General features: G+C 70.9%; 21 protein-coding genes and 1 riboswitch. Of the genes, 12 read left to right on the top strand and 9 right to left on the bottom strand.

The features are described 5' to 3' along the window. Positions 1–87 precede the first annotated feature (87 nt). The 10 genes from IE274_RS05530 (at position 88) to IE274_RS05485 (ending at position 10,774) form a co-directional block, all read left to right on the top strand. Positions 88–903 carry an SOS response-associated peptidase gene (locus IE274_RS05530; protein WP_190114429.1) on the top strand — a complete coding sequence of 272 codons (816 nt, stop codon included), beginning with the start codon at positions 88–90 and terminating at the stop codon, positions 901–903. Positions 904–1,033: 130 nt separating this feature from the next. Then, a complete protein-coding gene (locus tag IE274_RS05525) occupies positions 1,034–1,639 on the top strand; it encodes an alpha/beta hydrolase family protein (protein WP_190114741.1) in 606 nt (201 codons plus the stop codon). A 219-nt stretch (positions 1,640–1,858) separates the two neighbouring features. Continuing rightward, positions 1,859–2,533: a sigma-70 family RNA polymerase sigma factor gene (locus IE274_RS05520; protein WP_030359848.1), complete on the top strand. Its 675-nt coding sequence runs from the start codon at positions 1,859–1,861 to the stop codon at positions 2,531–2,533. After that, complete coding sequence (gene rsrA, locus IE274_RS05515; RefSeq protein WP_190114428.1) at positions 2,530–2,838, top strand: mycothiol system anti-sigma-R factor; 309 nt, start codon at positions 2,530–2,532, stop codon at positions 2,836–2,838. Before IE274_RS05520 ends, rsrA begins: the two co-directional genes overlap by 4 nt. A 245-nt stretch (positions 2,839–3,083) precedes the next feature. Continuing rightward, complete coding sequence (locus tag IE274_RS05510; RefSeq protein ID WP_190114427.1) at positions 3,084–4,499, top strand: HD-GYP domain-containing protein; 1,416 nt, start codon at positions 3,084–3,086, stop codon at positions 4,497–4,499. Further along, on the top strand, positions 4,496–5,824 hold the full coding sequence (locus IE274_RS05505; protein ID WP_229909242.1) for an HD-GYP domain-containing protein: 1,329 nt from the start codon (positions 4,496–4,498) through the stop codon (positions 5,822–5,824). The genes IE274_RS05510 and IE274_RS05505 overlap by 4 nt, the downstream gene beginning before the upstream one ends. A gap of 164 nt (positions 5,825–5,988) precedes the next feature. Further along, complete coding sequence (locus IE274_RS05500) at positions 5,989–6,969, top strand: tetratricopeptide repeat protein (RefSeq protein ID WP_030359852.1); 981 nt, start codon at positions 5,989–5,991, stop codon at positions 6,967–6,969. Between the two features lie 232 nt (positions 6,970–7,201). Continuing rightward, positions 7,202–7,855 carry a peptide deformylase gene (gene def / locus IE274_RS05495; RefSeq protein WP_190114426.1) on the top strand — a complete coding sequence of 218 codons (654 nt, stop codon included), beginning with the start codon at positions 7,202–7,204 and terminating at the stop codon, positions 7,853–7,855. A gap of 427 nt (positions 7,856–8,282) precedes the next feature. Then, the gene (locus IE274_RS05490) at positions 8,283–9,398 is read left to right on the top strand and encodes a terpene synthase family protein (protein WP_229909240.1); all 1,116 of its coding nucleotides are present in this window, start codon (positions 8,283–8,285) and stop codon (positions 9,396–9,398) included. After that, positions 9,395–10,774 carry a bifunctional albaflavenone monooxygenase/terpene synthase gene (locus IE274_RS05485; protein WP_190114424.1) on the top strand — a complete coding sequence of 460 codons (1,380 nt, stop codon included), beginning with the start codon at positions 9,395–9,397 and terminating at the stop codon, positions 10,772–10,774. The genes IE274_RS05490 and IE274_RS05485 overlap by 4 nt, the downstream gene beginning before the upstream one ends. 70 nt (positions 10,775–10,844) lie before the next feature. On the opposite strand, the gene IE274_RS05480 is transcribed toward IE274_RS05485, so the two are convergent. Beyond that, complete coding sequence (locus IE274_RS05480; protein ID WP_190114423.1) at positions 10,845–11,816, bottom strand: helix-turn-helix domain-containing protein; 972 nt, start codon at positions 11,814–11,816, stop codon at positions 10,845–10,847. Between the two features lie 93 nt (positions 11,817–11,909). Between IE274_RS05480 and IE274_RS05475 the strand changes: the two genes are divergently transcribed. Beyond that, a complete protein-coding gene (locus IE274_RS05475) occupies positions 11,910–12,191 on the top strand; it encodes a hypothetical protein (RefSeq protein ID WP_190114422.1) in 282 nt (93 codons plus the stop codon). Here IE274_RS05475 and IE274_RS05470 read toward each other — a convergent pair. From IE274_RS05470 to IE274_RS05435, 8 genes are all read right to left on the bottom strand, one after another. After that, positions 12,104–13,123 carry a ribonucleotide-diphosphate reductase subunit beta gene (locus IE274_RS05470; protein ID WP_372447265.1) on the bottom strand — a complete coding sequence of 340 codons (1,020 nt, stop codon included), beginning with the start codon at positions 13,121–13,123 and terminating at the stop codon, positions 12,104–12,106. The two genes, IE274_RS05475 and IE274_RS05470, sit on opposite strands and share 88 nt — an antisense overlap. Next, positions 13,114–15,552: a ribonucleoside-diphosphate reductase subunit alpha gene (locus IE274_RS05465; RefSeq protein WP_190114420.1), complete on the bottom strand. Its 2,439-nt coding sequence runs from the start codon at positions 15,550–15,552 to the stop codon at positions 13,114–13,116. The genes IE274_RS05470 and IE274_RS05465 overlap by 10 nt, the downstream gene beginning before the upstream one ends. A 129-nt stretch (positions 15,553–15,681) precedes the next feature. Further along, a riboswitch (cobalamin riboswitch) is annotated at positions 15,682–15,823 on the bottom strand. A gap of 188 nt (positions 15,824–16,011) precedes the next feature. Then, positions 16,012–16,728, bottom strand: a complete 717-nt coding sequence (locus tag IE274_RS05460; protein ID WP_190114419.1) for a hypothetical protein — start codon at positions 16,726–16,728, stop codon at positions 16,012–16,014. Positions 16,729–16,902: 174 nt separating this feature from the next. Beyond that, positions 16,903–18,525 (bottom strand): monocarboxylate uptake permease MctP, encoded by a 1,623-nt coding sequence (mctP, locus tag IE274_RS05455; protein ID WP_190114418.1) that lies wholly within the window; start codon positions 18,523–18,525, stop codon positions 16,903–16,905. Then, positions 18,522–18,803, bottom strand: coding sequence for a DUF3311 domain-containing protein (locus IE274_RS05450; RefSeq protein WP_190114417.1), 282 nt, complete (start codon positions 18,801–18,803; stop codon positions 18,522–18,524). The genes mctP and IE274_RS05450 overlap by 4 nt, the downstream gene beginning before the upstream one ends. Positions 18,804–18,925: 122 nt before the next feature. Then, positions 18,926–19,126: a YbdD/YjiX family protein gene (locus IE274_RS05445; RefSeq protein ID WP_190114416.1), complete on the bottom strand. Its 201-nt coding sequence runs from the start codon at positions 19,124–19,126 to the stop codon at positions 18,926–18,928. After that, on the bottom strand, positions 19,123–21,267 hold the full coding sequence (locus IE274_RS05440) for a carbon starvation CstA family protein (RefSeq protein WP_190114415.1): 2,145 nt from the start codon (positions 21,265–21,267) through the stop codon (positions 19,123–19,125). Before IE274_RS05440 ends, IE274_RS05445 begins: the two co-directional genes overlap by 4 nt. Before the next feature lie 131 nt (positions 21,268–21,398). Beyond that, the gene (locus IE274_RS05435) at positions 21,399–22,238 is read right to left on the bottom strand and encodes a GntR family transcriptional regulator (RefSeq protein ID WP_229909238.1); all 840 of its coding nucleotides are present in this window, start codon (positions 22,236–22,238) and stop codon (positions 21,399–21,401) included. A gap of 422 nt (positions 22,239–22,660) precedes the next feature. On the opposite strand from IE274_RS05435, the gene IE274_RS05430 reads away from it, so the two are divergent. Continuing rightward, entirely contained in the window at positions 22,661–23,935 is a 1,275-nt protein-coding gene (locus IE274_RS05430) for an extracellular solute-binding protein (RefSeq protein WP_190114414.1), read from the top strand. Positions 23,936–24,069: the final 134 nt, after the last annotated feature.

Genomic DNA, 24,069 nt, shown 5'->3' with positions numbered 1-24,069 from the left:
TCGTCGGCGAGCAGCGGGTGCCCGCGCGTAGCGCGGTCGTTGCGGGGTGGTGGTCGGGTGACGGGCGGGCATGGCAGTGTGGCACGCATGTGCGGACGGTATGCGTCGAGTCGTAGGCCCGAGGATCTCGCAGGAATCTTTGAGATCGAGAAGTGGGATCCGGAGGAGGCTCTTGAGCCGGACTACAACGTGGCTCCTACGAAAGAGGTCTACGCCGTCCTCGACCGTCCCCTTAAAGACGCCGAGGAGCGCCGTCCGGTTCGCCAGCTCCGCAAGCTGAAGTGGGGACTCGTACCGTCCTGGGCGAAGACGCCGGAGGGCGGGGCGCGGATGATCAACGCGCGCGCCGAGACCGTGCACGAGAAGCCGTCGTACCGGCGGGCCTTCACCACGCGCCGGTGCGTGCTGCCCGCGGACGGCTATTACGAGTGGGTGACCGGCGAGGCCGAGCGGGAGCTGGAGGTCGAGGGCAAGAAGAAGCGGCCCCGCAAGCAGCCGTACTTCGTGACCCCGGCCGACGGGTCGGTGTTCGCGATGGCGGGTCTGTACGAGTTCTGGCGGGACAAGACGCTGCCGGACGAGCACCCGCTGGCGTGGTGGGTGACCTGCTCCGTGATCACCACGGAGGCGGAGACGACGCCGCTGGGCGTGGCCCCCCAGGAAGGCCCCAAGACGCTGGCGGACATCCACCCGCGCATGCCGCTGATGCTGACCCCCGACCGCTGGGACGCCTGGCTCGACCCGTCCCGCACGGACGTGGACGACCTGCGCTCCCTCCTGGAGCCGCCCCCGGCGGGCCTCATGCGGGCCTACCCGGTGTCGACGGCCGTGAGCAGTGTGAAGAACAACGGGCCGGAGCTGCTGACGGAGCTGGAGGGTCCGGAAGAGGGCACACTCTTCTGACGTGACCAAGAGCAAGGCTTCCAGCGCCGCCCGGAGCAAGGCGTCCGGCGCTGCAGACGCGGCCAAGAGCGAGACCGCAGAGACCACCGAGACCACCGAGACCGTCGAGACCGACGCGGGTACGGCCCGGATCACCTGGCACCCGGCGAAGCGGGCGCGGCTCGTCCTCGCCGTCGGCCACGGGGCGGGCGGCGGGATCGAGGCGCGGGACCTGCGGGCCATCGCCGCCGCCCTGCCCGCGCACGGCGTGACCGTCGCCCTGGTGGAGCAGCCGTGGCGGGTCGCGGGCAAGAAGGTGGCGCCCGCGCCGAAGACCCTGGACGTCGGCTGGCGCGGCGTCTGGCCCGCGCTGGCCGAGCCGGGCCTGCCCGTCGTCGCGGGCGGCCGCAGCGCCGGGGCCCGCGTGGCCTGCCGTACCGCCACCGGACTCGGCGCGGCCGCCGTGCTCGCGCTCAGCTTCCCGCTGCACCCGCCGGGCAAGCCGGAGAAGTCCCGCGCGGACGAACTCCTGGGCGCCGGGGTGCCGACCCTCGTCGTCCAGGGAGGCAACGACCCCTTCGGCAAACCGGCGGAGTTCCCGGAGGCCACCGCGCACGACACCGCGTACGAACTCGTCGAGATCCCCTTCGGCGATCACTCCTTCGCCGTGCCCAAACGGGCGGACATCGGGCAGGACGAGGCCGTGAAACGCATCACGGACGCCGTCGCCCGGTGGGCGGGAATGTTGAGCCCGTGACGACTGTTGTGGCGAGCAGACCCCGCAAGTGTTCGTACGAGAGGGAGCCCCCGCATGGGATCGACCATCTGCCCGAACCGCTCCACTGCCTCTGACCTGGAGTGGACGGTGCTGAGCGCGCCCAAGGCCGCTCCTATTCGGGCGGCGCGCGGAGGGGGTCGTCGTCTATCCTCCGATTCGAGTGGGGCCGCTTTCGGACCCGCCACGTCGTTGGAGGAGGTGGGTCCGGTCACTGGGACCGACGCAGGGACCGAGAACGGCCACGCCGAGCAGTCGGGGCAGCCCGAGGAGACGGCCGCGCAGCGCACGGCCCGCTTCGAGCGGGACGCGCTCACGTTCCTCGACCAGATGTACTCGGCGGCGCTGCGCATGACGCGCAACCCGGCGGACGCGGAGGACCTGGTGCAGGAGACCTACGCGAAGGCGTACGCGTCGTTCCACCAGTTCCGCGAGGGCACCAACCTCAAGGCGTGGTTGTACCGCATCCTCACGAACACGTTCATCAACTCGTACCGCAAGAAGCAGCGCGAGCCCCAGCGCAGCGCCGCCGAGGAGATCGAGGACTGGCAGCTCGCGCGTGCCGAGTCGCACATGTCCACCGGTCTGCGCTCGGCCGAGTCGCAGGCCCTGGACCACTTGCCGGACTCGGACGTGAAGAACGCGCTGCAGGCGATCCCGGAGGAATTCCGCATCGCCGTCTATCTCGCGGACGTAGAGGGCTTTGCGTACAAGGAGATCGCCGACATCATGGGTACACCCATCGGTACGGTGATGTCCCGTCTTCACCGCGGCCGCCGCCAACTCCGCGGCATGCTCGAGGACTACGCGCGCGACCGCGGTCTGGTCCCGGCCGGTGCCGGGGAGTCGAACGAAGCGAAAGGCTCAGGCTCATGAGCTGCGGAGAGCCGCACGAGACTGACTGCAGTGAGGTCCTGGACCATCTCTATGAGTTCCTGGACCACGAGATGCCGGACAGTGACTGCACCAAGTTCGAGACGCACTTCGAGGAGTGCTCTCCGTGCCTGGAGAAGTACGGCCTCGAGCAGGCGGTCAAGAAGCTGGTGAAGCGCTGCTGCGGCCAGGACGACGTGCCCGCCGACCTGCGGGCCAAGGTCATGGGCCGGATCGACCTGATCCGCTCGGGCCAGGCGGTGCCCGACCAGGACCTGACGGCGACGCCGGTGGACGGCACGGCCTGATCCGCTGCGCGTGCGGCACGGCCTGATCCGCTGAGGCGGCCGGGCGGCTTGATCGGCTGCGGCGGTCGGGCGGTTCGATCCGCCGAGATGCGCGGGCGGTGGAATTCGGCCGCCGGTCGTTCGTTTCTCTTCTTTCTGACGCGCTTTCTCACTCGAAGGTGCTAATTCGCGGCTGCGAGCCGTGGCGTGCGCGAACCCCGTTCTAGTCTCCGGATCTCCGGACCTGGATCGGGGAGGAGGCGGCCATGCGCTCGGTTCCGGCACGGGCCCGCGGCTACGTCATCGGCGTCGCCCTCGGCGGCGCCGCCTGCGTGGCGCCCGCCCTCGGTCCCGGCACCCGCTGGACCGTCGTCGCGCTGCTCGCCGCCCTGTACGCCGGGGGCGAGCGCGCCGTGCGGCACGAGGTCGCCGCCCGCACGTTCTTCCCCGTCCTGCTCGCCGGGGTCTTCCTGCTGCCGCCCGCGGCCGCCGCCCTCGTCGCCGTCCCCGGCGCCCTGTGCGCCCGCGTCGAACGGCAGCCGCGCCGACTGCGCCGGGCCTGGCGCGCCGCCCAACTCGCCCTGGCCGCCTGGGCCGCCGGGCAGGCCTACGCCGCGTTCGACGGGCCCGCGGCCGCTTCGGCGCCCGACTTCCCGTACGTCCTGCTGCCCGCCGCGGCCGCCGTGCTCGCCTTCGCCGGGGTGCTCGCCGCGCTCGACGGCGGGATCCTCGTGACGGCGGAGCGGGTGCCCGCGCGGACCGCCTGGCGCGGACTGCTGCCCCGCTCGCTCGCGCCCGTCGCCGTGCACGGGCTCGCCGGGCTGATGATGGCCGTCCTCTGGCAGAGCCCCTACGGCCCGCCCGCCGCCCTCCTCGTCCTGCTGCCGATGGGGGTCTCCTGCTGGGTGTTCGCGCAGTACCACCGCGAACGCGCCGCCCACCAGGCCACCATCCGCGCGCTCGTCCAGGCCGTCGACCTCAAGGACCGCTACACCCGCGGACACAGCGAACGGGTCGGCCGCGCCGCCGTCCTGATCGCCCGCGAACTCGGCATGGACGACGCGCGCGTGGAGGTCCTCCGCTTCGCCGGGATCCTGCACGACGTCGGCAAACTCGGCGTCCCCACGCGGCTGTTGCGCAAGGACGGACCGCTGACCCCGCAGGAGCGCCGGGTGATCGAACTGCACCCCGAGTACGGCCACGAGATGGTCCGCGGCATCGGCTTCCTCGGCGACGCGCGCGCCGCGATCCTGCACCACCACGAACGCATCGACGGCAGCGGCTACCCCTACGGCCTGACCGGCACCCAGATCCCCGAGTCCGCCCGCGTCGTCGCCGTCGCCGACGCCTTCGACGCCATGACCTCCTCCCGCTCCTACCGCCGCGCCCGCCCCGTCCCCGCCGCCGTCGCCGAACTGGAGCGCTGCGCCGGGGTCCAGTTCGACGCGGAGATGGTGGGGGCACTGGTGCGGGCGCTGGCGCGGCACGGGTGGGACGCGGAGGTGACCGCCGGGGGCGGTGCCGAGGAGCGGGAGCCGGGCGGCCCGGAGGGGCGCGGGGCGGCCGGCCCGGGCGGCGGCTCCGTGACCGGGGCGGCTCCGGCCGCGGTGGTGAGCGGGTCCGGGTCCGCGCCCGGCGGCGACGCGCGCCGCCCCGAGGCGTACCGCCCCCTCCGCCGGTGACCCCTCGGAGCGGGGTGCGGCTGCCCGTCGTGGTGCGCGGCGCCGCCGTCCTTCTCGCCGTCGCCGCGCTGGGCGCGACGCTGTGGAGCGGGGTCGCGGAGCCGGGGATCGCCTTGGGGTTCGGGGTGCTCATAGCGGTGGGGGAGCTGGCGCGGTGGGGGAGCGGGGCGGAGCGGGAGCCCGCGCCGCTGGGGTCCGCGGGGGCCCTCGCGTACGCCCTGTTGGGGGAGTGCGGCGGGCGGGCCACGCACCACGGGGTGCTGCAGGTCGTCGCCGTCGTGGTGGCGGCGGGCCTGGTCGGGGCCGTGCCGCAGGTGGCGCTCGGCCGGGACCCGTCCCTCGACCACATCGCCCGCCGGGTGCTCGCCGTGGCGTTCGCCGCGCTGTGCTTCCAACCGCTGTACAACTCCGGGCGGTTGGAGGCCGTCGCCGGGCACGGGCCCGGGTACGCCGCCGTCATCGTGATACTGCTCGCGCTCACCGCGCTGTGCGACGCCGTGCTCGCGGCCGCCCTGGCGCACGCCCGGTCGGGGTGGCCGTTCGGGCCGCTGCTGCGGGACGAGCTGCGGGGCATGGCCGGGATCGGGTCCGCCGTGTGCGCGACCGGGGCCGTGATGGCGCTGGCCGTCGCCGTGGCCGGACTGTGGGCGCTGCCCGTGTTCAGCCTGCCGCTGCTCCTCACCCAGCTGGCCTTCCGCCGGTACGTGGGCGCCCGGACCACCTACCGGCAGACCATCGCCTCCCTCGCCCGCGCCACCGAGATCGCCGGGTACACCCCGCCCGGCCACGCCCGCCGCGTCGCCGACCTCAGCCGCGCCACCGGCCGCGAGCTGGGCCTCTCCGGCGCCGACCTGGGCGTCCTGGAGCACGCCGCCCTGATGCACGACATCGGCCAGCTCTCCCTCGTCGACCCCGTCCCCGCCGGTGCCACCGCCGCCCTGCCCGAGGCCGAGCAGCGCCGCATCGCCCTGCTCGGCGGCGCCGTCGTACGCCAGACAGGTGTCGCCGCCGGCGTCGCCGTGGTCGTGGAGCGCCAGGCCGATCCGTACCGCGACCAGCCGCTCACCGCGCGCATCGTGCGCGCCGCGAACGCATACGACGAGATGGCTCGGGAACACGGGCCGCAGGGGCCGCTCAGCGCCCTGGAGCGGCTTCGCCTGGCCACCGGCCGGGACTACCAGCCGGAGGTCGTGGAGGCCCTGGCGCGGGTGCTCGCGCGGGGGCGGGGGCGGCCCGGGGAACGGCGGCAGGCCGCCGAGCCGCCGGGCCCGCCCCAGGAGGCCCCCGACGGGCTTCCCCAGGGGCCCGCGGGGGAGCGCGGGTGACGCCGTGGTGGCGTGCGCCACGGGCCGTCTGACCCCGTGCTCCGCTGGGTAACCCATGGGTAATGAGCGGCCTTCCGACGGTACGTGGTTGGATGCGAAGGAAGCGCGAAAGCGCGACAGCACGGCAGCGGGGAAACCCCGACAAGAGCTGGCAGGCGGGAATCGTGAGGATCTTCGGCAAGGGACGGCACCGGCCCTCCGCCTCCTGGCGGCAGGCCACCGACCGGGCGTTCACGCTCATCGGCGACGGCCGCTACGAGGACGCGGGCGCGCTCCTGACACGCGCCGCCGATCTCGAACCCTGGCTGTCCGAGTCCTGGTTCAACCTCGCGCTGCTGCACAAGTTCCGGCACGACTGGGAGCAGGCGCGGGCCGCGGGCCTCAGGGCCGTGGCGCTGCTCGACCGCTCCGCCGGGGCCCCCGACTGGTGGAACGTCGGCATCGCCGCGACCGCTCTCCAGGACTGGCCGCTCGCCCGCCGCGCCTGGCAGGCGTACGGCCTGAAGGTGCCCGGCGGGGTCGCCGCCACGGGTGAACCCATGGGCATGGAGCTGGGCAGCGCGGCCGTGCGGCTCTCGCCGGAGGGCGAGGCGGAGGTCGTGTGGGGCCGTCGCCTCGACCCGGCGCGGATAGAGGTGCTCTCCATCCCGCTGCCGTCCTCCGGGCGGCGCTGGGGCGAGGTCGTCCTGCACGACGGGGTGCCGCACGGTGAGCGGACCACGGCCGCGGGGCACGCGTACCCCGTCTTCGACGAGATCGAGCTGTGGGCGCCCTCGCCGGTGCCCACGTGGGTGGTGCTGCTCGAAGCCGCCACCGAGGAGGACCGGGACGCGCTGGAGCGGCTCGCCGCCGACGCCGGGTTCGCCGCGGAGGACTGGTCGTCCTCGGTGCGGCTGCTGTGCCGGATGTGTTCGGAGTCGCGGATGCCGAGCGACGAGGGGGACGGGGAGCACCTGGATCCCCACGACCACAGCGAGCCCGGGCATCCGGGGCCGCTCGGGCATCGGAGCCCGGGGGCCCTGTGGGTGCCGGAGCGGGAGTGCGGACTGGCTGCGCCCGCGGGGCTGGTGCGGGGGTTGCTCGACGGGTGGGTCGCGGACAGTCCGGATTCGCGGGACTGGCGGGACCTCGAAGAGGTTTGCTAGGGCCGATCCATCGGACCGGCCCTGGCCCCGGGGCTTCGGGCGGCGCGGCGCCGCCGCGCGGCTCGTCCGCAGGCGTCGGACGGGACGGGCTGAACCCCTCCGCCCCGGCCGTCCCTGAAGCCGCTGCCGGCCCGGCGGGGGAAGCAGCGCGAGCCCGTCCGGCGCCTGCGGACGCCGTACCCTGTACGGGCACGACAGGCAGCGGTTTCCAGGAAGAAGGCATACGGCGGACATGGCGCAGGACACTGAGCAGCAGCAGCCGGGCGGAGGGGTGCTTCCGGTCGACGACGAGGGGTTCGTCGTGGACACGGAGGACGCCGAGGAGCGCGAGACGGCCTTCCGTGAGCGCGGCACCTCGCGGCCGATCACGGTCGTCGGGAACCCGGTCCTGCACAAGGAGTGCAAGGACGTCACCGCCTTCGACGACGAGCTGGCGCGGCTGGTCGACGACATGTTCGCCAGCCAGCGCACCGCGCAGGGCGTGGGCCTGGCCGCCAACCAGATCGGCGTGGACCTGAAGGTCTTCGTCTACGACTGCATGGACGACGAGGGCGTCCGGCACGTCGGCGTCGTGTGCAACCCCGTGCTCCAGGAGCTGCCCGCCGACCAGCGCCACCTGGACGAGTCGGGCGAGGGCTGCCTGTCCGTGCCCACGGCGTACGCGGACCTGGCCCGGCCGGACTACGCGGTCGTGACCGGTCAGGACGAGAAGGGCAACGCCATCAAGGTGCGCGGAACGGGCTACTTCGCGCGCTGCCTGCAGCACGAGACGGACCACCTGTACGGGTATCTGTACATCGACCGGCTCTCCAAGCGGGATCGCAAGGACGCGCTCCGGCAGATGGAAGAGGGCACTCCGCGCTACCCCGTGGTGCCGAACGACTGAACTGTGCACCGGTTGAGGCGCACGGGAAGTACGTGACAGCAGCGGCCCCTGGTCGGGAACACCCCACTGACCAGGGGCCGTTGGCGTACCCGTGCAGAACAGGACAGGACTAGCCCATGATCGGCCGCCGGTGATCCAGATTCAGTCACGTAAGGGGATGTTCTCGGCACACCGGGGTAGTGAATGGCGCAAATGTGTTCCCTGAACGGTCAGTTGTGGTGCTGAATGGAAAGCGCGGGGATACGCAACGGCGCGCGCCCGGCACGGCGGGAGGGGCGTGTGTCCTCAGGCGGTCGAGAGGGGTTTGTTCGTGCCTGCTTCCTCACGCAGCACTTCACAGTCGGACCGGACGGCACGGGTACCGACAGGGCTTCCGGCATATGCGGCGGAACGCGTCCCGCGGCAGCGACGCAAGCCGACCGGGCCGATGCGTCCGGCCGTTCGAACGCGGGCGGTATCGGTGCCGCCCCCACTGGCCCTTCCGGTGGTGGAGTCGGAGTTTCCCCGTCATCTGCATCCGTATTGGCCAAAGCTTCAGGAGAACTCACGGGCATGGCTCCTGGAAAAGCGGCTCATGTCCCCGGACAAGGTCGCGGCATATGCCGACAGCCTTTGCTACACCGACCTGGTCGCCGGGTACTACATCGGCGCCCCGGACGAACTGCTTGCCGCCATCGCGGACTTGAGCTCCTGGTTCTTCGGCTGGGACGACCGGCACGACCGCGACGCGGTGCACGGCAGAACGGCGCAGTGGCGGCGGCTGTGCCAAGGGCTGCACACGACACTGGAGCACCCCCGGCGGCAACTGGGCCATCCGGACCCACTGGTCGCGGGCTTCGCTGACTGCGTCCTGAGGCTCTACTCGCACCTCGGGCCACGCTGGAACGCGCGGTTCGCCCGGCACTTCCACCCGGTGATCGACGCGTACGACCACGAGTTCGGCAACCGGCGCACCGGGACCGTCCCGGGCGTCGAGGCGTACGTGGAACTGCGGCGCCTCACCTTCGCGCACTGGGTGTGGATCGATCTCCTCGAACCCACCGCACGTTACGAATTGCCGGACGCCGTCCGTAAACACCCGGCCTATCGCGCCGCGGCGCTCGCGACCCAGGATTTCTCCGCCTGGTACAACGACCTCTGCTCGCTTCCCAAAGAGCTGGCCGGTGACGAGGTGCACAACCTTGGAATATCCCTCATGCAGCACGAGGGACTCTCGTTGCAGGAGACCGTGGCGGAAGTGCACCGGCGTGTGCGTGACTGCGTCAGTGATTTCTTGGCGGTGGAGCCGGAACTCCTGCTCCTCGCCGACGAGATGAAGGCCGATGGCAAGCAGGGAAAGCGCACGGGCGCCGCGCTGCAATCCTGTGTCTTCAACATGCGGAACTGGTTCAGTTCCGTGTACTGGTTCCATCACGAATCCGGCAGGTATCGCGTCGACAGTTGGGACGACAGGGCCCTTCCCCCGTATGTCTCCGACGCCGGAGCCCCCGAATTCCCGAGCACCGACCTGGCAGAAATCGATCCCTCTGGTGGTGAAGAATGACCGTTGAATTCACGGCCTCAGCGATACCCGCGACCACGCCCACCGCACAGCTCCGCACCCCACCGGTGGTCCAGGGCGGGGCACCGGTTCTCGGCCACGCATGGAACCTGGTGCGCGACCCGCTCGGCTTCCTCGCCGACCTGCGTGACCATGGGGATCTCGTCCGGATCAGGCTGGGGCCGAAGACCGCGTACGCGGTGTGCGATCCCGAACTGGTCGGCCGGATGCTCAAGAGCCCGGAGTACATCGTCGGCGGGCCCCTCTGGGACACCCTGGAGGTCCTGCTCGGCAAGGGCGTGGCCACCAGCAACGGCCCGCTGCACCGCCGTCAGCGCCGCATGATGCAGCCCGCGTTCCGGCCCGAGCGCATCGCCGACTACGCGCGCGTGATGGCCGAGGAGGCACAGGCGACGGCGGCCCGCTGGGGCCACGGCGGCACGGTGGACGTCAGTGCGGAGATGTTCCGCACCGCCGTACGCATCGTGTCCCGCTCGCTCCTGGAGGTCGACTCGATCGGGGAGAAGGCGGACCGCATCAGCGACTCGCTGCACACCGTCTTCGAAGGTCTCTACCGCCGCATGGTGCTCTCCGTCGGCCCGCTCTACCGCGTGCCGACCCCCGCCAACCGGCGCTTCGAGCGCGCGCTCGCGGACCTGCACGCGCTCGTCGACGAGATCATCGCCGAACGCCGCGCCCTCGGCACCGGCCAGGAACAGGACCTGCTGGCCGATTTGCTCCGCGCGCGCGACGAAACCGGGGAGCCGATCGCCGATCAGGAGATCCACGACCATGTGGTCTCGCTCGTCGTCGCGGGCGCGGAGAATGTCGCGTCCACGCTGGCGTGGACCTTCCATCTGCTCACCGAACACCCGGAGCAGGAAAGGCGGTTGGTTGAAGAGGTAAATTCCGTGACGTCGGGACGTCCGGTCGCCTTCGCCGATCTCAAGGAGCTGCCGCACACCCGCAATGTCGTCACGGAGGCGATGCGTATACGCCCGGCCGCGTGGATTTTCACGCGCCGCTCGGTGGCCGAGACCAGTCTCGGCGGCTATCGCATTCCGGCCGACGCGGACATCGTCTACAGCGTGTACGCGATGCAGCGCGATCCGCGTTCGTTCGACCGGCATCTGGAGTTCGACCCGGACCGATGGAATCCGGAACGCGCCGCGAGCGTACCGGAGTTCGCGATGATGCCGTTCAGCGTCGGCAACCGTAAGTGCCCGGGCGATCACTTCAGTCTGGCGGAACTCACCCTCATCCTGGCCACGGTCCTGCCGAAGTGGCGCCTCAGTCCGGTCGCGGCGACCGACACCGGCACCAAGGTCGGCATCACCCTGCACCCGAAGAAGCTGGTCCTGCGCGCCGAACGGCGCTGACCGGGTGACACGGGGTCCGAGGCCGACGCGCCCCCGCCCGCGGGCGGCCGGGTCGGCCCCGGGCCCGTGGTCAGGCGGCCGAGTCCGCCTCGGGCCCGCGGAACGTACGCCGGTACGCGTTGGGCGTCGTGCCGAGCGCCCGGACGAACTGATGCCGCAGCGCCGCCGCGTTCCCGAACCCGGCGCGGCCCGCGATCGCGTCCACCGTCTCGTCCGTCGCCTCCAGCAACTCCTGCGCGCGCAGCAGCCGTTGGCGCAGCAGCCAGCGGTAGGGCGTGGTGCCGGTCTCCTGCTGGAAGCGGCGCGCGAACGTCCGCGGTGACATGTGGGCGCGGGCGGCGAGCTGGTCGACGGTCTGCTCCCGGTCGAGATGGCGCTCCATCCACGCGAGCACGCCGCCGACGGTGTCGCAGGCGGTGCGGGGCAGCGGCCGCTCGATGTACTGGGCCTGGCCGCCGTCGCGGTGCGGCGGGACGATCATCCGGCGGGCGATGGCGTTGGCGACCTCCGTGCCGTTCTCCCTGCGGACGAGGTGCAGGCAGGCGTCGATGCCCGCGGCGGTGCCCGCGGAGGTGATCACCGGGTCCTCGTCGACGTACAGCACGTCCGGTTCCACGATCGCGCGCGGATGGCGCCGCTTCAGCTCCTCGGCGTGCCGCCAGTGCACGGCGCACCGCCGCCCGTCGAGCAGTCCGGCGGCGGCGAGCACGAAGACCCCGGTGCAGACGCTGAGCACCCGGGTGCCGCGGTCGGCGGCGCGGCGCAGGGCGGCGAGCAGGTCGGGCGGAAAATCCCTGGTCACGTAGGAGTCGCCGGCCGGGACGGTGATGAGGTCGGCCTCTTCGAGGCGGTCGAGGCCGTGCGCGGCGGTGATCGTGTACCCGGCGTGGGTGGAGAGCACGGGGCCCTCGGCGGAGGCGACCGCGAAGTCGTACACCGGCAGCCCCTCGTCGCTGCGGTCGAGGCCGAACACCTCGCACACGACGCCGAGTTCGAAGGGATGCACGCCGTCGAGCACGACGGCGGCCACGTTGTTCAGCATCCTGCCAGTGTGCCGTAGCGCTGGCAGGAAATCGAGGGTGTGCGGCAGTCCTGCCACTCACGGCGAAGGACGGCCGGCGCGAGAGTGGATGTCATGAACGCACACGACGCACTCAACACGCTGGCCGTCCTCGGAGTCTTCCTGCTCATGGCCCTGCCGTCACTGATCGGTCACGCCCACGACCGCCGGATCGACCGGCAGCTGCGCGCGGCCGAGCGCGGGGACGGACCCCACCTCGGGCAGGTCCCGGAGCCGGGCCGGAACCCGGCTCCGGCCCCGGACCGGACTCAGAACTCGTCGTCGAAGGAGACCGAGCCCTCCACGGCGACCTGGTACGCCGACGGGCGCCGCTCGAAGAAGTTGGTCAGCTCCTGAACGCCCTGCAGCTCCATGAACGAGAACGGGTTCTCGGAGCCGTACAGCGCGGGGAAGCCGAGACGCACGAGCCGCTGGTCGGCGACGCACTCCAGGTACTGGCGCATCGACTCGGTGTTCATGCCCGGCAGACCCTCGCCGCACAGGTCGCGGCCGAACTGCAGCTCCGCGTCGACGGCCTCCCGCAGCATGTCCGTGACCTGCTCCTTGAGCTCGTCGTCGAAGAGGTCCGGCTCCTCCTTGCGGACGGTGTCCACGACCTCGAACGCGAAGTTCATGTGCATGGTCTCGTCGCGGAACACCCAGTTGGTGCCGGTCGCCAGGCCGTGCAGCAGGCCGCGCGAGCGGAACCAGTAGACGTACGCGAAGGCGCCGTAGAAGAACAGCCCCTCGATGCACGCCGCGAAGCAGATCAGGTTGAGCAGGAAGCGACGGCGGTCGGCCTTCGTCTCCAGGCGCTCGATCTTCTCGACCTCATTGATCCACTTGAAGCAGAACTGCGCCTTCTCGCGGATGGAGGGGATCTCCTCGACCGCGTCGAACGCCGCCGCGCGGTCGTCCGGGTCGGGCAGGTAGGTGTCGAGCAGCGTCAGGTAGAACTGGACGTGCACGGCCTCCTCGAAGAGCTGACGGCTCAAGTAGAGCCGCGCCTCGGGGGAGTTGATGTGCTTGTAGAGCGTGAGCACCAGGTTGTTGGAGACGATCGAGTCGCCGGTCGCGAAGAACGCGACCAGGCGGCCGATCATGTGCTGCTCGCCGGGGGTGAGCTTGGCGAGATCGGCGACGTCCGAGTGGAGGTCGACCTCCTCCACCGTCCAGGTGTTCTTGATCGCGTCGCGGTAGCGCTCGTAGAAGTCCGGGTAGCGCATGGGCCGCAGGGTCAGTTCGAAGCCCGGGTCGAGCAGGTTCTTGTCACTCATGATTACTGGCATGCCTCGCAGGACTCGGGGTTTTCCAGGGAGCAGGCGATCGCGTCGGGGTCGCTCACCTGCTGGGGGACGGGGGTGGGGGCAGCGGCGGCGGCCGAACCACCGGCCGCGCGGGCGATGCGCGTCGCCGGGCGCGAACGCAGGTAGTACGTGGTCTTCAGGCCGCGCTGCCAGGCGTAGGCGTACATCGAGGAGAGCTTGCCGATGGTCGGCGTCTCCAGGAACAGGTTCAGGGACTGCGCCTGGTCCAGGAACGGCGTGCGGTCGGCGGCCATGTCGATGAGGCCGCGCTGCGGAAGCTCCCAGGCCGTGCGGTACAGGTCGCGGACGTCCTGGGGGACCCAGGTGAAGCCCTGCACCGAGCCGTTGGACTCGCGCAGTGCCTCGCGGGTCTGCGCGTCCCACACGCCGAGCCGCTTCAGCTCCTGCACCAGGTAGGAGTTGACCTGGAGGAACTCGCCGGACAGGGTCTCGCGCTTGAACAGGTTGGAGACCTGCGGCTCGATGCACTCGTACACGCCCGCGATGGACGCGATGGTGGCGGTCGGCGCGATGGCGAGGAGCAGCGAGTTGCGCATGCCGGTGACGGCGATGCGTTCCCGCAGGGCCGCCCAGCGCTCCGGCCAGGTCAGCTCCACACCGTAGTGGTCGGGGTGCAGGACGCCGCGCGCGGTGCGGGTCTTCTCCCAGGCCGGGAGCGGGCCGTTGCGCTCGGCGAGGTCCGCGGACGCCTCGTACGAAGCGAGCATGATGCGCTCGGCGATGCGGGTCGAGAGCGCCCGTGCCTCGGGGGAGTCGAACGGCAGCTTCAGCTGGAAGAAGACGTCCTGGAGGCCCATCGCGCCGAGGCCCACGGGCCGCCACTTGGCGTTGGAGCGCCCGGCCTGCTCGGTCGGGTAGAAGTTGATGTCCACGACGCGGTCGAGGAAGGTGACGGCCGTGCGCACGGTGGCGTCGAGCCGCTCCCAGTCGATGTCGCCGCGCTCGGTGTCGACGAACGCGCCGAGGTTCACCGACCCGAGGTTGCAGACGGCCGTCTCGCCGTCGTCCGTGACCTCCAGGATCTCCGTGCAGAGGTTGGAGGAGTGGACGGTGTGGCCGGGCTCGGCGGTCTGGTTGGCCGTGCGGTTGGCGGTGTCCTTGAAGGTCATCCAGCCGTTGCCGGTCTGCGCGAGGGTGCGCATCATGCGGCCGTACAGGTCACGGGCGGGGATGGTCTTCTGCGCGAGACCGGCCGCCTCCGCCTTCTTGTACGCGGCGTCGAACTGCTCGCCCCACAGGTCGACGAGCTCGGGCACGTCGGCCGGGGAGAACAGCGACCACGGCTGGTCGGCGGCGACGCGGCGCATGAACTCGTCCGGGATCCAGTGCGCCAGGTTCAGGTTGTGGGTGCGCCGGGCGTCCTCGCCGGTGTTGTCCCGCAGCTCCAGGAACTCCTCGATGTCGGAGTGCCAGGTCTCCAGGTAGACCGCGGCGGCGCCCTTGCGGCGGCCGCCCTGGTTCACGGCGGCGACGGAGGCGTCGAGCGTCTTCAGGAACGGCACGATGCCGTTGGAGTGCCCGTTGGTGCCGCGGATCAGGGAGCCGCGCGAGCGGATGCGGGAGTACGAGAGGCCGATGCCGCCCGCGTGCTTGGAGAGTCGCGCGACCTGGTGGTAGCGGTCGTAGATGGAGTCCAGCTCGTCGAGCGGCGAGTCGAGGAGATAGCAGGACGACATCTGCGGGTGCCGGGTGCCGGAGTTGAAGAGCGTCGGCGAGGACGGCAGGTAGTCGAGACGGCTCATCAGGCGGTAGAGCGCGGCGACTTCGTCGAGGGCGCGCTCGGAGGCGTCCTCGGCGAGACCGGCGGCCACGCGCAGCATGAAGTGCTGCGGGGTCTCGACGACCTTGCGGGTGATCGGGTGCCGGAGCAGATAGCGGCTGTGCAGGGTGCGCAGGCCGAAGTAGCCGAAGCGGCGGTCGGCGCCATCGGCGAGCGCGGCGTCCACGAGGCCGTCGAGGCGGTCCGCGTGCAGGGTGGTGAACTCGGCGGTGCGGTCCGCGATCAGGCCCTCGCGGTGGCCGACGGCGACGGACTGGGAGAACGACGTGACGCCCTGCGAGGCGGCTTCCTCGCGGATACCGATGGTCAGGAGCCGGGCCGCGAGCCGGGAGTACGCGGGGTCCTCCGAGATCAACCCGGCGGCGGCCTCGGTCGCCAGCTCCCGCAGCTCCACCGCGTCCGCCTTGGCCGAGCGGCCGCGCAGCGCGGCGGCGGCGACCCGGCCGGGGTCGGCGTCGGGGAGGTCGGCGGTGAGGTCGGTCAGGGTGCGCAGCAGGGCGGTCCCTGGGCCGTCGGTGGTCTGCGCGGCCTGCTCGGCCTCGGCCTGCGGGCCGGCCTGCGCCGACTTCTGGGCCTGCGCTGACGCGGGTTCGGCGGGCGCGATGGTCACGTGGTGCTCTCCCTCGCTCGGCTCTGGGCCTTCGGAGGGCGGCACGGCGCGGCTGCGCCCGCGCAGGGGCGACTCCGCGTCCACCAACCCATTCCGCGAGGCCCGGACGTCTCGGCACCAGGACCGGACGGTCCAGGTGCGCTGTCGACAGGTCGTCGGACTCACCGGCGCATGTTGCGGGCGCGAGCACACAAATGCGTACCAGTACACCGTTGCGGGACAGTTCCGGACTTGCACCGGATTCCCCTGCGGCGACAGCGAGCACGAGCATACATCTTGTGCTGGCTTTCGGTGCCACCCCTAGATGTTGTGTCGGAGGGTAGTGGCGTTGTCGCGGGACGGGGCGCCCTGAACCTCAACTCGGGGGCGGGGCGTGGCATTCCAAGGGGGCGTCCGGCTGCCGCCCGGGGCCCGCTCAGCGGTCGCTGAGGGCCCACTCGGCCGTCACCGCGGCGTCGTTCAGCCGCCCGCGCCCGGCGGGTCCTGGGGCGCGCCGTCGCCGTCGCGGGGGATGTCGCCGCGCTCCACCGGCGTGGCGGGCGAGGTCTTCTTCGGCAGTACGGCGTCCAGCTCGGCGGCGTCCGCGCGGTGGGCCTGCTCGGCGGCGGCGCGCAGCGTGTCGCGGTCCACGAGGCGGGGGTCGGCGGAGAGCTGGACGCGCAGGCCGTGCTCGGAGCGGGCGTACGCGTGCCAGGAGCCGGTGGAGCCCGACGCGCCCGACGAACCCGCGGAACCCGACGAGTCCGCGGAGCCGGGCGTGCGGTACCAGCCCTTCCCGTCCTTCTCGCAGCGCCCGGCCGGGGGATGGACGCTCCGGCAGGTCTTGCCGTCGACGGTGCCCCGCTCGACGCCGACCTTGATCTGCGCGCCGCCCTCCTTCGCCACGTACACCGCCTGGAAGCCGTCGTCCCCGAGGACGCCCACGGACTGCTCCGCCAGCGTGAACCCGTCGGCCTCGGTCACGTACACGTGCGCCGTCCGGGTCTGGGCGGCGCGGGCGCGGTCCTCCAGGTCGGCGCGGGAGGGCGTCGGTCCGGCGCCGGAGCCCGCGTGCTCGGAGCCTGCGTTCCCGGAGTCCGGGTTCTCAGAGCCCGCGTGCTCGGAGCCGCAGCCGGTGAGGGCGAGGGGCGCGAGCAGCAGCAGGGCGGTGGGGAGCAGGAGGCGAGGACGCGGCATGGACCCATTCTTCCGTACGCCGGTTCGGCGCCGGAGGCGGCACGGCGAAGGCCGCCGCGTCCCGGACGGAACGCGGCGGCCTCTTCGACTGGCCTCTTCAGGAGCCCTCTGCGGGGCGGGCTGCGGGCGGCCTGCGGGCGGCCTCCTGGGAGGGCGGGGCGATGCCCCGGGCGGTCAGTGCCCGGCTCCGACCTTCGGCAGCTCCACCGCCACGCCCTTGTCACCGGCGTCCGCCGTGTAGTCCTCCGGGGACGTCTCGTCGATGCCGTCGGGGGCGCCCACGGCCTTCAGGACGAAGGTGAGGACGACGGTCACGACGACGTTCAGGACGAAGGCCGTCAGGCCGATGTAGCCGATCTCACCGATGCCCGGGATCTCCTTGGAGGAGCCGCCGAAGTGCTTCTGCGTCGGCGAGGCGACCCCGTACGCGGCGACCGTCCCGTAGACCATGCCGACCGCCCACCCGGCGAGCAGCGCCCACCGGTGGAACCAGCGCGTGAACAGGCCGCCGACGAGGGCGGGCATGGTCTGCAGGATCCAGATGCCGCCCAGCAGCTGGAAGTTGATGGCCACGGTCTTGTCCATGGTGAGGACGAAGGCGAGCGCGCCCACCTTCACCAGGAGCGAGACCAGCTTGGAGACCTTCGTCTCCTGCGCGGGGGTCGCGTCGGGCCTGATGAAGTCCTTGTAGATGTTGCGGGTGAAGAGATTCGCGGCCGCGATCGACATGATGGCCGCCGGGACGAGCGCGCCGATGCCGATCGCCGCGAACGCCACGCCCGTGAACCAGTCCGGGAACATGTCCTCGAACAGCTGCGGGATCGCCAACTGCCCGTTCTCGACCTTCACTCCGGCCGCGATCGCCATGAACCCGAGCAGCGCGAGCAGGCCGAGCATCAGCGAGTACAGCGGCAGGATGGTGGTGTTGCGGCGGATCACGTCGCGGCTGCGCGAGGACAGCGTCGCGGTGATCGAGTGCGGGTACATGAACAGCGCGAGCGCGGAGCCGAGGGCCAGCGTCGCGTACGTCCAGGTGCCCGCGTCGCCCGGGACGAGGGAGCCGACGGGTTTGCCGGTGGCCTCGTTGGTCGCGGAGAACTTCTCGCCCGCCGCGCTGAAGATGTCGTCGAACCCGCCGAGCTTGATCGGGATGTAGATGATGGCCACCACGATCACGATGTAGATCAGGGTGTCCTTCACGAACGCGATCAGCGCGGGCGCCCGCAGCCCGGACGAGTAGGTGTACGCGGCGAGCACGCCGAAGGCGATGAGCAGCGGCAGGTCCTTGATGAACCAGTTGGTGTCCTCGCCGCCGCCGACGCCCATCACGTCGAGCACGGCCTGGATGCCGACCAGTTGGAGCGCGATGTACGGCATCGTCGCGAGGATGCCGGTGACCGCCACGGCCAGCGACAGCCCCTTGGAGCCGAACCGGCCCCGGACGAAGTCCGACGTCGTCACGTACCCGTGCTTGTGCGAGACGGACCACAGGCGGGGCAGGAAGGTGAAGATCAGCGGGTAGACGAGGATGGTGTACGGCACGGCGAAGAAGCCGGCCGCGCCCGCCGCGTAGATCGCCGCCGGGACAGCCACGAAGGTGTACGCGGTGTACAGGTCGCCGCCGAGCAGGAACCAGGTCACCCAGGTGCCGAACGACCGGCCGCCCAGGCCCCATTCGTCGAGGCTCTGCTCGTTCTCGGCCCGGCGCCAGCGGGACGCCAGGAAGCCCATCACGGTGACCGCGAGGAAGAAGAAGATGAAGACGGCGAGCGCGACGCCGTTCACGCCGTCGTTCACCGGGACGCTCCGTCCTTCAGGGCCTTGCGGCCGCGCTGGTCACGCTGCCACAGCTGGTAGGCGATCAGTGTGAGCGCGGTCGAGATCAGCACCCAGAGCATCTGGTACCAGTAGAAGAACGGGATCCCGATGAAGTCCGGGTCGGCCTTCGCGTACGAACTCACCCAGAGCATCGCCACGAAGGGCGCCACGAGGCAGAGGGCGATGATCACGCGGACCGGCGTGACCACCGGTTGTCTCACTTCGGGCGCAACTGGCGCTTCAGGCGCATCTGACATCCCGCGGCTCCGTTCCCTCACTTATCCCGTTCTTAACGTTCGGGAAATCTAAGTCAGAGATCTCGCGGTACGGAACCCCCGTCCGTATAACGGACGGGTACCGGAAACGCTGTCATGCCTGCTCAGCAGCAGCGGAAGCCCTGCCGTGGGTCCGACTCCTGCCGGTCCGTCCGCATCCGCTCGAACGCCCGGCGGCTCGGCACGACGGCGTCCGGATGACCTTTGCGGAGGTGCGCCACGTACCGCTCGTACGCGGACTCGTCGGTCAACTCCCTTACGTACCAACGGAGTCCGCGCACCGCGCGCCGCAGTGGCCCGCTCATGGCGAGCCCGCCGGCTCGCGCTCCTCGGCCGCCGCGATTTCCGCCTTCTCCTCCTTCGTCGCGAAAAGACCGGCGGGCGCGGCCGTCTTGGACTCCACGAACGGCGCCTCGCTCAGCTTCGACGACAGCGGATCGCGGATGTGGCGGACGCAGATGCGGAGCGCGTCGGCGATGACGATGACGATGAGGAGGGCGAGCGCGGCCGAAAGGACGCCGTCCACCGTGGAGTTGGTGACGACGGTGTGCATGTCGTCCATCGACTTGGCGGGCGGCAGGACCTTGCCGTCGTCGATGGCGTCCTGGTAGATCGAGCGCTGCTTGAAGAAGCCGACGCGCGGGTCGCTGGAGAACACCTTCTGCCAGCTCGCCGTGAGCGTCACCGCCGCGTCCCAGAGCAGCGGAATCCCGGTGATCCAGGCCCACTTGAGGCGCCCGGACTTCACAAGCAGCGTGGTGCAGACGGCGAGGGCGACGGCCGCGAGGAGCTGGTTGGCGATGCCGAAGATCGGGAAGAGCTGGTTGATGCCGCCGAGCGGCTCGTGCACCCCGACCCAGAGGAAGTAGCCCCACAGGCCGGTCACGGCGGCGCTGGTGAGGACCAGGCCCGGCTTCCAGCTGATGTTCTTGAAGGGCTTGTAGACGTTGCCCAGCATGTCCTGGAGCATGAAGCGGCCCACGCGCGTGCCCGCGTCGAGCGCCGTGAGGATGAACAGCGCCTCGAACATGATCGCGAAGTGATACCAGAAGGCCCGCAGCGAGCCGCCGGTGACCTTGGCGAAGATCTCCGAGACGCCTATGGCCAGCGTGGGCGCGCCGCCGGTGCGCGAGAGCAGTGAACTCTCCTCCACGTTCTTGGCGGCCTGAGCCAAGTCCTCGGGGGAGATGGTGTACCCGAAGCCCGCGACGGCCTTCGACGCCTCCTGGACGGTGTCGCCGACCACACCCGCGGGCGCGTTCATCGCGAAGTACAGCCCCGGGTCGATGATCGACGCGGCCACCAGGGCCATGATCGCCACCGCCGACTCCATCAGCATGGAGCCGTACCCGATCATCCGGACCTGCGTCTCCTTCTGGATCATCTTCGGCGTCGTGCCGGAGGAGATCAGCGAGTGGAACCCGGAGAGCGCGCCGCACGCGATGGTGATGAACACGAACGGGAACAGCGAGCCCGCGAAGACCGGCCCGTCGCCGCGCGAGGCGAAGTCGGTGACCGGGTCCATCTTCAGCGTCGGCAGCGCGATCACGACGCCGAGCGCGAGCAGCACGATCGTGCCGATCTTCATGAACGTCGACAGGTAGTCGCGCGGCGCCAGCAGCATCCACACCGGCAGGATCGAGGCGATGAAGCCGTACGCCACCAGCCAGATCACCAGCGTCGACGGCGCGAGCGTGAACGCCTCCGCCCACGAGGACTCCGCCACCCAGCGCCCCGCGATCAGCGCGAAGAGCAGCAGCGAGACCCCGATGAGCGAGACCTCGCTGACCCGGCCTGGCCGCAGGATCCGCAGGTAGAAGCCCATGAACAGGGCGATCGGGATCGTCATCGCGATGGAGAAGGTGCCCCACGGCGACTCGGCGAGCGCGTTCACGATCACCAGCGCGAGCACACCGAGCAGGATGATCATGATCGCGAAGGCGGCGAGCAGCGCCGCGGCCCCGCCGAAGGGGCCGATCTCGTCCCGCGCCATCTGGCCGAGCGAGCGGCCGTCGCGGCGGGTCGAGAAGAACAGGACCACCATGTCCTGCACGGCCCCCGCGAAGATCACCCCCGCGATGATCCAGATCGTGCCCGGCAAATAGCCCATCTGGGCGGCGAGCACCGGCCCGACCAGCGGCCCGGCCCCCGCGATCGCCGCGAAGTGATGGCCGAGCAGCACCCGCCGGTCGGTCGGGTGGTAGTCGATGCCGTTGTCGAGGCGCTCGGCGGGCGTGGCCCGGCGCTTGTCGACCTTGAGCACCTTGTACGCGATGAACTTCGAGTAGAAGCGGTACGCGATGGCGTACGAGCCGAGGGCCGCGGCCACCATCCAGGCGGCCGACACCTCCTCGTCCCGGGAGAGGGCGAGTACGGTCCAGCCGGAGGCGCCGACCAGCGCGACGACTGTCCAGAGGGCGATGCTCTTGGGGTTCGCTGTGCGCACGGGCCGTCCTCCCGTTCACGTGTTGCGGTGACGGGAGGACGGTAGGGCAGGAACGTGATCCGCGCCATGGGGCGGACGGGACTGGGGCCGAACGGGCGTGCCGAGGGGGCGGGCGGGTCTGCCCGCGCGGGTCAGTCCTGCGGCCGTTTGAGGCGGGCCACGAACTTGTACCGGTCGCCCCGGTACACCGACCGCACCCACTCCACCGGCTGGCCCTGGCCGTCCAGCGAGTGGCGGGAGAGCATCAGCATCGGCAGGCCCACGTCGGTGCCGAGCAGTCCGGCCTCGCGCGGCGTGGCGAGGGAGGTCTCGATGGTCTCCTCGGCCTCCGCGAGGTGCACGTCGTACACCTCGGCGAGCGCCGTGTAGAGCGAGGTGTACTTGACCAGCGAGCGGCGCAGCGCGGGGAAGCGCTTGGCCGACAGGTGCGTGGTCTCGATGGCCATCGGCTCGCCGCTGGCCAGGCGCAGTCGCTCGATGCGCAGGACGCGGCCGCCGGTGGCGATGTCGAGCAGACCGGCGAGGGTGTCGTCGGCGGTGATGTAGCCGATGTCGAGGAGCTGGGAGGTCGGCTCCAGGCCCTGGGCCCGCATGTCCTCGGTGTACGAGGTGAGTTGGAGCGCCTGCGAGACCTTCGGCTTGGCCACGAAGGTGCCCTTGCCCTGGATCCGCTCCAGGCGTCCCTCGACGACCAGTTCCTGCAGGGCCTGGCGCACCGTCGTGCGGGAGGTGTCGAACTCGGCGGCCAGCGTGCGCTCGGGCGGGACCGGGGTGCCGGGCGGCAGGGTCTCGGTCATGTCGAGCAAGTGCCGCTTCAGGCGGTAGTACTTGGGCACCCGCGCCGGCCGTACCGACTTGCCGGGGCCCGAGCCGTCCGCCGTCGCGGCGGCGGCCGGGGTTCCTGTCACGGGCGCTCCCCCCGTCACGGACGTGCCCGTCCCGGCCTGGGTACTGCCCGCCTCTGTGCCCATGCTCCGCCTTCCCGGCTCCTGTGCTGCTGTTGTCACCGGCTCCTGCGCTGTCGCCACCGGGTCCTCCGTCTGTCGCGGCTCACATCGTGGCACGGTCCGGGGCGAGGGGCGCCCCCATGCTCGCGCGAAGCTCGCACGAAGCCGTGAACTCGGGGAAGTCCCGTGCCCGGACTCGGGGGCAGCGGAGCACCCCGACTCGGGGCGAGTCGAGCGCCCGAAGAGGGCCCGTGCCCCCTCAGGTGTCGGTCCGATAACGGACGCGACTGCCCTTCTTATACACCCTTGACACCCCTAAAGGTCTAGGCCAAGCTCCCCGTACTGGTCTACACCATTAAAGACCAGGTCCAGTCCCACGGGCAGTACTTTCGGTCCTCTTGGTCGCTGCGGGTGGGGGGTTGGCTGGCATCCAAAGGAGGATGACTGTGAAGCGCAAGCTCATAGCGGCTATCGGTGTCGCGGGCATGTTGGTCTCGGTCGCGGCCTGTGGCGGCGACGACAAGGACGACAAGAAGTCCGGGGCGGACGGCTTCAAGGGCGAGACGCTGACGCTCTGGGCCATGGACGGCTCGACGCCGGAGAAGTGGCAGAAGGACGTCACGGCGGCCTTCGAGAAGAAGACCGGCGCGAAGCTGAAGTTCGAGGTCCAGCAGTGGAACGGCATTCAGCAGAAGCTGACGACCGCCCTCTCCGAGGAGAACCCGCCGGACGTCTTCGAGATCGGCAACACCCAGACCGCCGCGTACGCCAAGACCGGTGGCCTCGCCGAGCTCGGTGACCTCAAGGAGAGCATCGGCGCCGACTGGACCGAGTCGATGAACAAGGCCTCGGTCATCGACGGCAAGCAGTACGCCGCCCCGTGGTTCGTCCTCAACCGCGTCGTGATCTACAACAAGAAGATCTGGGCCGAGGCCGGCATCAAGGACACCCCCAAGACCCGCGACGAGTTCCTCAAGGACCTCAAGCAGATCGGTGCGAAGACCGACGCCGAGCCGCTCTACATGCCCGGCCAGTTCTGGTACCACTTCGTCGGCCTGACCATCGGTGAGGGCGCCGAGCTGGTCAAGAAGGACGGCGACAAGTACGTCTCCAACCTGGACGACCCGAAGGTCGCCAAGGCCATGAAGACGTACCAGGAGTTCCAGAAGCTCTCCAAGGCCCCCAAGAACAAGGACGAGGCCACGCCGCAGCAGGGCGAGGTCTTCGGCAAGGGCAAGACCGGCGCGATGATCGCCATGCCGTGGGAGGCCGCCCTGGCCATCAAGGCCGACAAGAAGATCGAGAAGGACATCGGCTACTTCACGATCCCGGGCGCCACGGCCGCCAAGCCCGAGGGCGTGTTCCTCGGCGGCTCCAACCTCGCCATCGCCGCGACCAGCGAGAAGCAGGAGCTCGCCAAGGAGTTCCTGAAGATCGCGCTGTCCGACAAGTTCGAGGGGCAGTTCGCCAAGGAAGGCGGCGTCATCCCGAACAAGAAGTCGCTGGAGTCCTCCCTCGCGGGCAACCCGGCCGCCAAGGCCATGTCCCCCGCCACTCCCGGCGGCGGCATCACCCCGCTGATCCCGGAGTGGGGCGCGGTCGAGAACCCGCCGAACCCGATCAAGAACTACATGACCGCGGTGCTCAACGGTAAGTCGCCTGCCGACGCCGCCAAGCAGGTCGAGGGCGAGCTCAACAAGCGTCTGTCGCAGAAGCAGTAAGAACGCGGACCCCGCCGGGGGCGGCGGGTGAACCGACCCCGCCGCCCCCGGCGCACCCATGCGCTCTCCGCGCCCCCAGTGGCGCGGCCATGCGTTCTTCGCGCTGCCCACGGCGTCCCCCGCGCTGCCCCCAG

The organism is Streptomyces flavofungini (assembly GCF_014650815.1).
Classification (GTDB): Bacteria; Actinomycetota; Actinomycetes; order Streptomycetales; family Streptomycetaceae; genus Streptomyces; species Streptomyces flavofungini.
This window is presented reverse-complemented; position numbering and strand designations above follow the sequence as displayed.

Bases quoted from the DNA above. Each gene is read 5' to 3' on its own strand.
- IE274_RS05530 (WP_190114429.1), top strand. From the start codon at position 88: ATGTGCGGACGGTATGCGTCGAGTCGTAGGCCCGAGGATCTCGCAGGA.
- rsrA (WP_190114428.1), top strand. From the start codon at position 2,530: ATGAGCTGCGGAGAGCCGCACGAGACTGACTGCAGTGAGGTCCTGGAC.
- IE274_RS05510 (WP_190114427.1), top strand. From the start codon at position 3,084: ATGCGCTCGGTTCCGGCACGGGCCCGCGGCTACGTCATCGGCGTCGCC.
- def (WP_190114426.1), top strand. From the start codon at position 7,202: ATGGCGCAGGACACTGAGCAGCAGCAGCCGGGCGGAGGGGTGCTTCCG.
- IE274_RS05490 (WP_229909240.1), top strand. From the start codon at position 8,283: ATGCGTCCGGCCGTTCGAACGCGGGCGGTATCGGTGCCGCCCCCACTG.
- IE274_RS05485 (WP_190114424.1), top strand. From the start codon at position 9,395: ATGACCGTTGAATTCACGGCCTCAGCGATACCCGCGACCACGCCCACC.
- IE274_RS05480 (WP_190114423.1), bottom strand. From the start codon at position 11,816: ATGCTGAACAACGTGGCCGCCGTCGTGCTCGACGGCGTGCATCCCTTC.
- IE274_RS05475 (WP_190114422.1), top strand. From the start codon at position 11,910: ATGAACGCACACGACGCACTCAACACGCTGGCCGTCCTCGGAGTCTTC.
- IE274_RS05470 (WP_372447265.1), bottom strand. From the start codon at position 13,123: ATGCCAGTAATCATGAGTGACAAGAACCTGCTCGACCCGGGCTTCGAA.
- IE274_RS05460 (WP_190114419.1), bottom strand. From the start codon at position 16,728: ATGCCGCGTCCTCGCCTCCTGCTCCCCACCGCCCTGCTGCTGCTCGCG.
- IE274_RS05450 (WP_190114417.1), bottom strand. From the start codon at position 18,803: ATGTCAGATGCGCCTGAAGCGCCAGTTGCGCCCGAAGTGAGACAACCG.
- IE274_RS05445 (WP_190114416.1), bottom strand. From the start codon at position 19,126: ATGAGCGGGCCACTGCGGCGCGCGGTGCGCGGACTCCGTTGGTACGTA.
- IE274_RS05435 (WP_229909238.1), bottom strand. From the start codon at position 22,238: ATGGGCACAGAGGCGGGCAGTACCCAGGCCGGGACGGGCACGTCCGTG.